General features: G+C 65.2%; 14 protein-coding genes. 9 read left to right on the forward strand and 5 right to left on the reverse strand.

Annotated elements, in window-relative coordinates:
* Positions 1-446 precede the first annotated feature (446 nt).
* From PARACOCCUSGL_RS0116945 to PARACOCCUSGL_RS0116965, 5 genes are all read right to left on the reverse strand, one after another.
* On the reverse strand, positions 447-656 hold the full coding sequence (locus PARACOCCUSGL_RS0116945) for a hypothetical protein (RefSeq protein ID WP_010399187.1): 210 nt from the start codon (positions 654-656) through the stop codon (positions 447-449).
* 137 nt (positions 657-793) lie between these two features.
* A complete protein-coding gene (locus PARACOCCUSGL_RS0116950) occupies positions 794-1,072 on the reverse strand; it encodes a hypothetical protein (RefSeq protein ID WP_010399189.1) in 279 nt (92 codons plus the stop codon).
* A complete protein-coding gene (locus PARACOCCUSGL_RS0116955; RefSeq protein WP_010399191.1) occupies positions 1,072-1,578 on the reverse strand; it encodes a hypothetical protein in 507 nt (168 codons plus the stop codon). Before PARACOCCUSGL_RS0116955 ends, PARACOCCUSGL_RS0116950 begins: the two co-directional genes overlap by 1 nt.
* Positions 1,575-1,757: a hypothetical protein gene (locus tag PARACOCCUSGL_RS0116960; RefSeq protein WP_010399193.1), complete on the reverse strand. Its 183-nt coding sequence runs from the start codon at positions 1,755-1,757 to the stop codon at positions 1,575-1,577. The genes PARACOCCUSGL_RS0116955 and PARACOCCUSGL_RS0116960 overlap by 4 nt, the downstream gene beginning before the upstream one ends.
* Complete coding sequence (locus PARACOCCUSGL_RS0116965; RefSeq protein ID WP_232215667.1) at positions 1,754-2,053, reverse strand: zinc ribbon domain-containing protein; 300 nt, start codon at positions 2,051-2,053, stop codon at positions 1,754-1,756. The genes PARACOCCUSGL_RS0116960 and PARACOCCUSGL_RS0116965 overlap by 4 nt, the downstream gene beginning before the upstream one ends.
* A 133-nt stretch (positions 2,054-2,186) precedes the next feature.
* Between PARACOCCUSGL_RS0116965 and PARACOCCUSGL_RS0116970 the strand changes: the two genes are divergently transcribed.
* From PARACOCCUSGL_RS0116970 to cas2e, 9 genes are all read left to right on the forward strand, one after another.
* On the forward strand, positions 2,187-2,432 hold the full coding sequence (locus tag PARACOCCUSGL_RS0116970) for a helix-turn-helix domain-containing protein (RefSeq protein WP_010399197.1): 246 nt from the start codon (positions 2,187-2,189) through the stop codon (positions 2,430-2,432).
* Between the two features lie 479 nt (positions 2,433-2,911).
* Positions 2,912-5,431 (forward strand): CRISPR-associated helicase/endonuclease Cas3, encoded by a 2,520-nt coding sequence (locus tag PARACOCCUSGL_RS20795; RefSeq protein WP_010399199.1) that lies wholly within the window; start codon positions 2,912-2,914, stop codon positions 5,429-5,431.
* 282 nt (positions 5,432-5,713) lie between these two features.
* A complete protein-coding gene (locus PARACOCCUSGL_RS20800) occupies positions 5,714-7,222 on the forward strand; it encodes a hypothetical protein (protein ID WP_010399202.1) in 1,509 nt (502 codons plus the stop codon).
* 1 nt (position 7,223) lies between these two features.
* Positions 7,224-7,745 carry a type I-E CRISPR-associated protein Cse2/CasB gene (locus tag PARACOCCUSGL_RS0116985; RefSeq protein ID WP_010399204.1) on the forward strand — a complete coding sequence of 174 codons (522 nt, stop codon included), beginning with the start codon at positions 7,224-7,226 and terminating at the stop codon, positions 7,743-7,745.
* Positions 7,738-8,871 carry a type I-E CRISPR-associated protein Cas7/Cse4/CasC gene (gene cas7e, locus PARACOCCUSGL_RS0116990; protein WP_010399207.1) on the forward strand — a complete coding sequence of 378 codons (1,134 nt, stop codon included), beginning with the start codon at positions 7,738-7,740 and terminating at the stop codon, positions 8,869-8,871. Before PARACOCCUSGL_RS0116985 ends, cas7e begins: the two co-directional genes overlap by 8 nt.
* Positions 8,868-9,533 (forward strand): type I-E CRISPR-associated protein Cas5/CasD, encoded by a 666-nt coding sequence (cas5e, locus tag PARACOCCUSGL_RS0116995; protein ID WP_010399210.1) that lies wholly within the window; start codon positions 8,868-8,870, stop codon positions 9,531-9,533. Before cas7e ends, cas5e begins: the two co-directional genes overlap by 4 nt.
* The gene (locus tag PARACOCCUSGL_RS0117000; RefSeq protein ID WP_010399211.1) at positions 9,530-10,276 is read left to right on the forward strand and encodes a type I-E CRISPR-associated protein Cas6/Cse3/CasE; all 747 of its coding nucleotides are present in this window, start codon (positions 9,530-9,532) and stop codon (positions 10,274-10,276) included. Before cas5e ends, PARACOCCUSGL_RS0117000 begins: the two co-directional genes overlap by 4 nt.
* The gene (cas1e, locus tag PARACOCCUSGL_RS0117005) at positions 10,276-11,154 is read left to right on the forward strand and encodes a type I-E CRISPR-associated endonuclease Cas1e (RefSeq protein WP_010399213.1); all 879 of its coding nucleotides are present in this window, start codon (positions 10,276-10,278) and stop codon (positions 11,152-11,154) included. The genes PARACOCCUSGL_RS0117000 and cas1e overlap by 1 nt, the downstream gene beginning before the upstream one ends.
* Positions 11,154-11,447, forward strand: coding sequence for a type I-E CRISPR-associated endoribonuclease Cas2e (gene cas2e, locus PARACOCCUSGL_RS0117010; protein WP_010399215.1), 294 nt, complete (start codon positions 11,154-11,156; stop codon positions 11,445-11,447). The genes cas1e and cas2e overlap by 1 nt, the downstream gene beginning before the upstream one ends.
* Positions 11,448-11,598 lie beyond the last annotated feature (151 nt).

Raw genomic sequence — 11,598 nt, forward strand, 5'->3', positions numbered from 1 at the left:
TCACGTCTCGACGGAAATCAACAGTCTTGCCCACCTGGCGCGGCCCCAGCAGGGCAACGGCGGGGCTGTCGTCCAGCAGGGACTTCACGGTCTCGGTGATACGGCGCTCGATCAACATCCTTGCAATTATGGAGATTAGTTCCCGATTTGCAAGGTTAATTGGGGACTATGTTCCTATCCGCTGCCGGGCTGACTTCAAGGAGCCTAGCTGCCGGACGGCCCGCTGCATGTCTTCGGGCTTGTGCATGACAACCAACGGTGCAGCGCAAGCGCAGCCAAGCCGGGTTGGAGATGGAAGACTTCTAGTCGATGGCAGCTTGCAGGGTGCCGCCCGTTGGGCGGCCGCAAACCGCATTCCGCCCCAGCCTCGTGGGGGCGGTCGGAATGTGGTTTGCGCGCAGCCTGACCCCGGCCCGCTCGCATCACAACGGGCCGTAGGGACGGGGTCAGGCGAATTCGTTTTCCCAGCAGGCCATCATCCAGCGCTCATCGCTGTCGGGCAGGTCGATGCCGTAGAATTCCAGCACCTGGGTCAGGTCGTAGATGCGCTCTTCCTGTTCCGGCTCGGTCAGCGCGGCCCACCAATTGCGTGCCTTGACCTCATCCGGCTCGAAGATCGATGCGGGCAGTTCGCCTTTGAACGGTTGCGGGGGCATTATTTGTCTCCTGTCATTTGTCGCTGGGTCATATCCAGCGCTGCCGCTGATCCGGCGAGGCGGTGGCGGTGGCCCGTGCCTCGCCTGGCCCATTTCTTGGGCGGGAGCCCCCCGATCAGCGCGTGAGGTTCCTGCCCTCAGCCCTTGTAACGGGAAGCGTCTGGAGGTTCCGGGAGATATCGCAGGGCTGCCAATGCCATCTCCGCATTCACGCCTGCCGGCAGATCGACGGTATCTCCCTCAGCGATATGCATCAGCCGTGCCCGTAGCGTATTCCAGCTGAGGGGGCGGCCGGTCGTCATCTTTGCCATCACGACCCGCCCGATGGTGAACGCAACCATGTCCGGGTTGTTCAGGTAGTCAGGCCCTTTGCGCCGATATCCGTTGGTTGCGTGCATGGTCCCGTGGGAGGTCATCACTTGCCTCCCGTCATCCATGGCCGGATCGCGTCCAGAGCCGCCGCCGATCCGGCGAGGCTGAAGCGGTGGCGCTTGCCGCCGAAGCCAATCTCGACCCATTCTGCCTGCCGGACATTTTGGACGAAGAGGTTGGTCGCGCCCATGCCGGCCGTGTCGAAATTGCTCAGCAGGATGTCGCCACCGGCAGCCACGAAATCCAGCTTCTCGCCATTCGAGAACAGGATGCTGACCCGCTCGCCCGCCTCGGCGTTGCGGCCGTCCAGCGTCACGCTGACGCGGCAGTTGTTGAAGTCGCAGGTGCCGTTGGCGTCGAGGTCGTTCATCTGGTCGGTGCGGGTGATCCAGATCTCGTTGCCGCGCACCCGGCGCGGGCTCACATCGCCGGTCTCGTTGGTGAAGGTCCAGTATTCGGCGCCGCCCTCGACGGAGGCCTCGAAATACCAGCCGGCGGCGAAGGCGGGGCTGGCAAGGGCGATCAGCGCGGCGGTGAACAGGTGTTTCATGATTCCAGATCCTCCGGGGGGATGTCGATGCCGGCATCGACCAGCGCCTGTGCGATCAACTGGCTCATGGTGATGTCGCGCCGCAGCGCCTCGATCCGCAGGGACTTGTGCGCCTCGGCGCTGAGGCAGATCGAGGTGCGCTTCGGACCGGCGGCTGGTTTCCGCTTCGTGGCTCTCATCGATACCAACCCTCCTGCATCCGGGGGATCACGTAGCGCAGGAACAGGCCGACACCGCCAGCGAACAGCATGAACGGCGAAAGGAACAGGAAGGCGATCAAGCCGTCGAATGCCGTCGTTTGGTCATCGACCGATGCAACCCAAGTGCCAAAGACTATGCCGGCAAGAACGAAGAATGCGGCCACGCCGAGCATGAAGGTCGATGCCTGGCGCCAGCTTTCGACCGAGCGGCCCCACACACCGCGGATCGCCCCGCAGGCAGGGCAGGTGGAGGCCTCGGCATGGATCTCGGTCATGCAATGCGGACATTGTTGGGGCATCGGCTGGTCCTGAAAATAAAGATGCAAACACGTCCGGCACGAAATAACCTAAAATGGGATAACGCTCAAGTGCCACTATCCGAATTCCGGATTTATCTGGAGTTCAAGGATGGGCCGAACCCTGCGCAGCCCTGGTCATCTGGCCTTGATGGCTGCCCTTAAGCAGGCCCGCCTGGATGCAGGGCTGACGCAGACCGAGCTGGCAGAGCGCCTGAAGCGGCCGCAGTCCTTTGTGGCGAAGTACGAGAACGGCGAGCGGCGAATCGAGGTGGTGGAACTAGTCGAAATAGCTACAGCGATGGGATCAGACCCTCGCGATATCGTTCAAATCGTGAGAGAAGCCGACGGGCGCTGATACAGGCGCGCAGATTTCCGACGCGGTCGGCATTGCAGGCGGGTGGACGCGATGGGCGGAAAGTTGTCTAGCAGCACTGCAGCATAGTACCCGCAGAAACACATTGAACATGATCATTCGTGCGGACCGCAGCGAGATATCAGCCAGACTAGCCGTGAGGGAGGAGAGCAGCCCGATGGCAGTACGGCACGGCTGGCGCCTCAGAATCACAGCACGGGATCCTGTAGGATGCCTCGGAATCCCGACGTGACCATTTATTCGGAATACCGCAGGGTAGGTATTTCGCTTGGCCTGCAAGAGAATCCCAAACCGGCGCTTCGGACGATAGCGGCGGGCCTTTCGACAGTATTGAGAGTTATTTGAATTTCTCACGCCTTTACTGCGGATCAGGCCAGGTTGAAGTTTTTCCGAGACACGTAGAATTTTCCGTGCCACAGATAGGCTGCGAAATGTCTTGGTCTCCAGAGCGTGAACGATTGATGCAAGCAGAACGGGCTGGTCCGATCTGGGGAGCAGCTTGGGGCAAGTTCAGCCCCATCTTGGGGCATCATCATCTTGGGCATCATTGCGCCGATGTCGCAGCGGTCTTCCAATTGCTTCTGTCGCGTCGCCCCTATCGCCTGAAGGCTGAGGCGGCACTTGGACGTATACTAAACCCGACCGAGATCGGCTGCCTCACCGCGCTGGCCTTCCTGCATGACATCGGCAAGCTCGCTCCGGGCTTTCAAGCCAAGATCTGGCCCAGAAAGGGTCACCTGGCGACAATCGGGCACCTCGAAGCCGGGTGGCTCTGGGCGGAAGCGCCGAGCGGAGACGGGCCGGGCGCGAGCTGGCACCATGTGCTGGCCGCCTGGCCCGAGTTGGAGCAGTGGTTTTCCATGATTCTGTCGCATCACGGGCGACCGACGAGCCATCCGGGGTCGGGGAGGGTTGCCGCCACCTTTCCCACAGTCGCGAGCTATGATTGGCAAATGGAGCATCGCCGGATCGGGGCGGCTTTCGAGGCATGGTTTCCCGATCTGGACAAGGCGAGACCGCCCCCTGCTGAGCCGGCTTTTGTGCATTTCATCTGCGGTCTTTTGACCCTTGCGGACTGGATTGCCTCCGACAACCGCGCCTTCCCCTACGAGCCTCGCCTGCGCGACGATTATTGGCAGACCGCACTGCTGCGCGCGGAGACACGCATTGCCGAGATCGGCCTGGCCGCGGATATCCTTACGCTTTCGGGGCCACCGGGTTGGGAGCTGATCTCGAAGGATCATCCCCGGCCGCGGCCTGCACAACTGGCGATCGGTGGTTTGACGACGGACGAACGGCTCGTTCTTCTGGAGGCCGAGACGGGAGCGGGCAAGACCGAGGCGGCGCTCTGGCGCTTTGCCGCACTTCTGGCCGCGGGAGAGGTCGAGGCGCTCTATTTCGCCGTGCCGACAAGAGCGGCGGCGCGACAGTTGCAGCGCCGGGTCAATGCCGCACTGGCGCTTATGTTCAAGCCTGTGCCCGAGGCGCTGCTGGCGATCCCCGGACAAGTGGTGGCGGGCGAGGCGAAGGGTCGGCGCCTGCCTGACTTCTCGGTCCTGTGGGACGATGGCAAAGCGCGGCCGAGCCGGTGGGCGGCCGAGCATTCCGCTCGCTATCTCGCGGCGCCGATCGCCATCGGTACGGTGGATCAGGTCGCTCTCGGCGGGCTACAGGTGAAATACGCCCATCTGCGCGGCACCGCCCTGTCGCGCGCGCTGCTGGTCATCGACGAAGTTCATGCCTCCGACCCCTATATGAGCGAGGTCCAGCGACGGATGGCGCGCGACCATCTGGCCTTGGGCGGCCATGTTCTATTGATGTCCGCGACTCTGGGGGCGTCCGCGCGCTGCCGATGGTTCGGAACGGGGATCGCCGCGCTGCCCGAGGAGGCGGCCCGACCCTATCCAGCCGTCTGGACGGCGGCCGGCATCGAGCCGGTCGAGCGCGAAGCGCGTGCGGACAAGGCCGTGGAGATGCGTGCGCATCTGGGCTGGACCGGGGCAGATGCGGCCGATCTTGCCCTTGCCGCCGCGCGGCGGGGAGCGCGGGTGCTGGTGATCCGCAACACGGTGGGGCGGGCGCAGGAAACGTTCGCCGCCGTACAGGCCGAAGCGCCGGAACTGCTGTTGCAGATACGGGGCATTCCGACGCTTCACCACAGTCGCTTTGCGGCCGAGGACCGGGCCTTGCTGGATAGCGCGGTGGAGGGGGCCCTGGGCGCCAAGGGGTCGCTGGGCGGTCGGGTCGTCATCGGGACGCAGACGCTCGAACAGTCCCTGGACATCGATGCGGATCTCTTGATCACTGATCTTTGCCCAATGGATGTGCTGCTGCAGCGGATCGGGCGCCTGCACCGCCACAAGCGCGCGCGTCCCGCAGGGTTCGAAATGGCGCGTGCCGTTGTGCTTTGCCCGCCGGGCGGCCTCGATCCGCTGGTGCAGCGGGCCGATAACGGTCTAGGCGCCTATGCGGCGGGTCCGAGCCTCTCGGGCGTCTATGTCGATGTGCCCGGTCTTGCCGCAACGCTGGATCAGATCACAGGACAACCAGTCTGGCATATTCCCGAAATGAACCGCGTGCTTGTGGAAGCTGCGACCCATCCCGAGGCCTTGGCACGGATCGCCGAGGCCCGGGGCTGGCAGGCTTACCACCAGCGCCTGCACGGCAAGACACTGGCCGAGATGGGCGCGGCGGATCTCGTGATCCTCGACCGCCAGGCGCCGCTGATCTCGTTCCCCGATGACGAGAAGATCCGCACCCGGCTGGGCGAGGAGGGCGCTATGCTGGCCCTCCCCGATGGCACGCCCGGAGCCTTCGGCCTGCCGGTGCGCAACCTGACGCTGCCCGCGCATTGGTCGAAAGGGTTGACCGGCGAGGAGACGGTCGAACTGCTGGCCACCGCGCCACTGCGGATCGGCGTCGGCGGCAAGATGTTCGGCTATGACTCGGCGGGGCTAACGATTCTTGCAACGGAGCCTTGACAGCTAAGGCTGCAGCTCTCATCCTTGAAGGTGTAGATAACTGTTTCTCTGACGTTTATCGCTTATGAGGAGCTTCATACCGATGAGACGTCTCATTGAGGCTGGTACGCGCTTCCTGGCGGGCAGAAAGCGGCGTCCCAATGGCGACCGGGTCACAGGGGTCGATCTCGGGCTGGTATTCTCCTTCGAAGTGTCCCGCTTCGGCGGGAATAGACCCTGCTTGTCTGAGGTTGAAGCCGCAGGCCAAGTGCATTCCCCAAAACTCTTGGGGCGTTGCGCTCGATGAGCAGCAACCTTCTCACCGAGCCGCTTATCTCGACAGACCGGGGATCGCATAGCCTCCCCGGTCTGTTCGCCGCCATGTCCCGGGGCGAGGTCGCGGCCTTCCCTGCGCTGCGTCCGCATCAGCGCCCCGCCTGGCACATGTTCTGCGTGCAGCTTGCGGTTCTGGCGCTAGATGCTGCGGGCCTGCGCGATCTGCCCGAGGATGAGGACAACTGGCGCCGCGCGCTGCGGGTGCTGACCCCGGATTTCGCCGATGACGCACCCTGGCATCTGATCCAGACCGACCGCAAGCACCCCGCCTTCCTGCAACCGCCCGATCCCGGCGGGGAGAAATGGACGCCGGTCGCCACGCCCGATGCGCTCGATATGCTCATCACCTCGCGCAATCACGACATCAAGCGCGAGATCGCCCGCGAGCCGGAGCCGCAGGACTGGATCTTCGCCCTCGTCAGCTTGCAGACGATGGAGGGCTATGGAGGCAAAGACAGTTACGGCATCGCTCGGATGAACGGCGGTTCCTCATCGCGGGCGATGATCGCGCTGGCGCCCGCGCGCGAAGGATCTGTCGAGGTCGATCCCTCGGCTTGGTGGGCGCGAGATCTGCGCACGCTTCTCACCCGGCGCAGTGGCATTGCCGGGCTGACCCTTCTCTGGCTTTATCCTTGGGGCGACGGGCCAGGCCTCGATCTGGACCGGCTCGACCCCATGTTCATCGAGGTCTGCCGCCGTATCCGCCTGTCGCAGGCGGGAGATCGGATCACGGCCGAGCGCAGCACCTCGAAGGCTGCGCGTGTGGCCGCCAAGGAAGCCAAGGGCAATACCGGCGACCCCTGGGCGCCGTTGCACAAGACCGAGAACAAGAGCTTCACCCTTGGCGAGCAGGACTGGAGCCATGAGGTGCTGGTGCGGCTGCTCTATGGCGGCGACTGGAAAGTTCCCGATCTGGCTCTGCCGCAGCCGGGGGAAGAGGCCGCGCCGCTGGTTCTGATCGCCGAAGCCTTTGCCCGAGGCAATTCCAAGACCGACGGTTTCCGCTCGCGCCTCGTGCCGGTGCCGAAGGCGATGGTCAAGGCGGGGCTGTTTGGCACGAAGCCAGTTTCGGTCGCTGCCGAAGTGCAGGAAGATATCGACGCGATAGAAACCGCGCTGCGCGACGGCCTATCCCTGATCGCGGCCGAGGGCGATCGCAAGAAGCGCGGCAAGCCGCATTATGCCCGCGCCCAACCCGCGCGTGATGCCTATCGCCATGCGGTGGATCAGTTGTTCTTCCCGGAACTCTGGCTGCGAGCATCCGCGAAGGTGGATGCCGATTTCACCCTGATGCGCCGCGAGTTCCTGACGGCGCTTGCCGCGATCGCTCGCAGAGAATTCGACATCGCCAGCAGCGCCATCCCTTGCGCCAGTCTGTTCCGTCCCCGCGCCGAGGCCCGTAGCCGGGACGCTTTGGAGCGGGGCATCGCCAAGGTGTTGCAGCCCTTCCAGCAACAGGACGCACAGGATGCCTGACATGCCCACAGATACGCCCGAAGCCAAGCATGCAGCCAGACCTGAGGACAGGCTCGCCCGCTGCGCCCTGTCGATCGCCGCCGCTCTGGCTGCGACCGATCCGGGTGGCAAGGCCGAGGCCCGGCGGATGGACGGGGCCGGTGCCCCTGTTTTCTGGCGGCAGGTCGCGCGCCTGCAACTTTCATCGGCCGAGGAACCCGTCTGGCTGGCTTATACCCGCATGGTGGCGCTTCTGACCCCGGCCAGCGCCACCACATCGGTCCATGATGCCAAGCGCCCGTTGGGTACGGTTCTGCACGAGGCCGGGGTGTCCGAACAGCGGCTGGCCCGGCTCCTCGCCCTGCGCGGTCCGGCCCGGCTGGAGGCGCTGGAGCGGATCATCCGCGGCATTGCCCGCAAACACCCCCCGCTTGATCTCATCAGCCTCGCCCGCGCCGCTTTCGAATGTGACCGCAATGATATTGCCCGCAGCTATTACCGCGCCCTAGACAGATCCCAGATCGAAGAGACCCAGAATGCCTGATCCCCGCTTCCTGCAAATCCATTTCCTTGCTCCCTATACCGCAGCGCTCCTGAACCGCGACGATGCCGGGCTGGCCAAGCGGCTGCCCTATGGTGGCACGCTGCGCACCCGCGTCAGTTCGCAATGCCTCAAACGGCACTGGCGCCTTGCCGACGACCCCCATGCACTCATCCGGATCGCAGGCGCGACTGATGCTTTCCGCTCGCGCGAGACCATCGACCGCAAGGTTCTGGCCGATCTGACAGAGGTTGATGAAGCCGTCCTGAAACCGATCCGCGAGGCGCTGCTGGTCGCCGTCTATGGCGATAAGGGTGCGGACAAGAAGTCCCGCCAGACCCTGTTGCTGGGCGAGGTGGAGGTGGCCTATCTGGCCACCGAGGCGAAGCGGCTGGCCGCCGAAGCGGCGGGCGACGGGAAAGCGGCACAGGAGATCGCCAAGGACTGGCTGAAGACTCACAAGGCCAATCTGAAGGCCCTGAGCGAGGGCGCCAAGATGCCGGGCGGCTTGACCGGAGCCTTGTTCGGCCGCATGGTCACCTCGGACCCGCGCGCCAATATCGATGCGCCGGTCCATGTTGCCCATGCCTTCACCGTCCACGCTGAAGAGGCCGAAAGCGACTATTTCATCGCGGCCGACGATCTGGCGCGGGAAGAGGATACCGGCGCCGACACCATTCAGGAGACCGAACTGACCTCGGGGCTGTTCTACGGCTATGTCGTTGTCGACATTCCCGGGCTGATCGCCAATCTCGGCGGCGATGCCGCGCTTGCGGGCGAGGTGCTGCACAATCTGCTCTATCTGATCGCAGAAGTGTCGCCCGGGGCCAAGCTTGGCTCGACCGCCCCGTATTCCCGTGCCTCCTTCCTGCTGGTCGAGGCGGGCGACCGCCAGCCCCGCACGCTGGCGGAAGCCTTCCGCGATGCCTGCGCCGCCAGCACGGCCCCGGCTGTCGCCCAGCTCACGGCGCATCTCGCGGCGCTGGATGCCGCCTATGCCACGGGCGAGACACGCCGGGTGATGACGCTGGCCAATGCCGATGTGCCGGGCGCAGAGCGGGGTTCCCTTGCCGATCTAGCGGGCTTCGTGCGCACGCTGCCCGCGCAGCTTTCGGAAAGCGCGGCATGATGCACCGCTGGCTGCATCTGCGCCTGACCGCCCCGCTCTTGGCCTTCGGCGGCGTTGCGGTCGATCAGGTTGGGCCGACGCGGGATTTCCCCTCCGCCTCGGCGCTGACCGGCCTTCTGGCCAACGCGCTCGGGCTGCGGCGCGAGGACTGGCAGGCGCATCAGACCCTGCAAGACAGGCTGATCTTCGGCGCCGTGAATGCCCGGCAGGGCCGCCCGCTGACCGACAACCAAAATGCCAAGCTGGAAGCTAATGATCGCGGCTGGACCACCTGGGGCAGTCCCGATCAGCGTGCCGGTGCGAGCTATGACAGCCCGCACCGCCGCCGCCGTGACTATCTGGCCGATCACGATTGCCATGTCGTGCTGCGTCTTGCCGACGACGCGGCGCCGGATCTCGACCATCTCGCCGCGGCGCTCGACCGCCCGGCCCGACCGCTGTTTCTGGGCCGCAAGCCCTGCCTGCCTAGCGGCCCTTTGCTGCAGGGGCTGCTCACGGCGGATACGGCTCGTGCCGCATTGACGGCGACCGGCCAGACCGGAGACGCGCTCTGGCCCGCTGAGGAAGGCTGTGGCACGATGACAGATCTTGCGGATCTGCGGATCTGGCGCAATGGCTATCATGCCGGCAGCCGCCGGGTCGGTCTGGGGCGCATCACATGAGCCTGCATCTCGTCGAACTCCCAGTCGATCTGCGGCAACTCCATCTCTGGGCCGGTGCCCGACAAGCGTGGGGGCGCGGATCGGATGAGGGACTTACCCTGCATCACCTGCTGGGCGAGGTCTTCGGCCCGGGCGTCTTGCAACCTTTCCGCCTGATGGTTGCCCCCGGCGCCAGGCAGGGCACGCTGCTTGCCTATGCCGACCATGATGCCGATGCCCTGCGCCAGAGCGCCGGAATCAGCCAGACCCCCTCGGACGCCGCGGCCATCCGCCTAGATCGCCTGCGCTCGATCCCCCGGCCGGGCACGGCCTGGCGACCGGGGCAGCGCATCGGCTTCGATCTGCGGATGCGCCCTGTGGTGCGGCTGGCGTCGCCGCTGTCCGGCCAAACTAAAGACGGCCAGCCGCTCATCTTCCGAAAAGGGGCCGAGGTGGATGCCTTCCTCGCCCGCGCCCTGCGCGGCGAGGAGGTGACGCGCGAGGCGGTCTATCTGGACTGGCTGGCCGCGCGGCTGCTCCCCGGCGCCGAGCTTGAACGGGAAACCAGCCGTCTGGCGAGCTTTCGCCGCGAGATTGCCGTCCGGGACGGACGCAGAATCGAGGGGCCCGACGTGACAGTGCTTGGCACATTGACCGTCACTGACGCTGCGGCCTTTGCCCGGCTGCTGGCAAGTGGCGTCGGGCGCCACCGCAGCTATGGCTATGGCATGCTGCTGCTGCGGCCGCCGCAAAGGCCGCGCTGATGCTCAAGGGCAGGCTCGGACTCGACAGCGCCAAGGTGCCTCATGCCGACCGGGCAGGCTGCCTCTACCTCGCGCGCGGGGCGTTAACCGCACGCGATGGCACGCTGGCCTTCCTGCAAGGGAAAAGCACCGAGGTGGATGCGCTGCAACCGGGCGATTATGCCATCCCGCTGCAAGGCGTGTCGATCATCCTGCTCGGCCCGGGCTCGACGGTCAGCCATGACGCGCTGCGGCTCCTGGCCCATGCCCGCACCGCCCTTGCCGCCGTTGGTGAGGATGGGGTGCGCTTTTATACCGCGCCGCCAATAATCCCCGACCGCTCGGGCCTTGCCCGGCTTCAAGCGCGGATCTGGGCCGATGACGATCTTCGGATCATGACGGCCCGGCGCATGTATGCCGTCCGTCTGGGCGAGATTTTGCCTCATGGCGAGCTTGATGTCCTGCGCGGGATCGAGGGGGCGCGGATGAAACAGACCTATGCCTTGCATGCGCAGCGCATAGGCATCGACTGGCGGGGCCGACGCTATGACCGCGGCGATCCGATGAGGGCCGACCTGCCCAATCAGGCGCTGAATCATGCCGCCTCGGCCGTCGAGGCCGCCGCCGCCATCGCCGTCTGCGCAACCGCCACCATTCCCCAACTCGGCTTTATCCACGAGGATCCGGGCCAGAGCTTCGTTCTGGACATCGCCGATCTCTGGCGCGATCCGGTAACGATCCCTTGCGCCTTCAAAGCGGCCAGGATCGCCCTTGACCGGCCCGGCGAGAATATTGAACGCCTCGCCCGGCGCCTGACCGGAGAGACGATCGCCCGGAAGGGCGTGATCCCGGCGATGATCGAGCGGATCAAGGCGCTGATCGAGGGGCGCGATCCCTGATGCCACTGACGATGATCGTGACCCGTGATGTCGAGGCGCGCTATCGCGGGTTTCTCACCTCGGTGATGCTGGAGATTGCGCCAGGCGTCTATGTCGCCCCCGACATGTCGGCCGGCGTGCGCGGACGGGTCTGGTCGGTGATGACCGACTGGTGGACGGCGCTCGGCCGTGGCTCGCTGACCATGGTCTGGCGAGACACCGGCGCGACCGGGAATCTGAGGATCGAGACCTTGGGCGAACCGCCCAAGGAGATCGTCGACGCAGATGGGGTTTTACTCGTCAAGCGTGTGTAACAGTAAAAACACTCGCGCGTATGCTTTTTGACATCGCTGGAAATTCAATATATTGGGCAAGAGAGGCTCCCCCGCACCTGCGGGGATAGACCCGGCGGGGTTGAGATGGGCCATGGGCGCAGGCTGGCTCCCCCGCACCTGCGGGGATAGA

The sequence above is a fragment of the Paracoccus sp. TRP genome, from assembly GCF_000185925.1.
GTDB classification, from domain to species: Bacteria; Pseudomonadota; Alphaproteobacteria; order Rhodobacterales; family Rhodobacteraceae; genus Paracoccus; species Paracoccus kondratievae.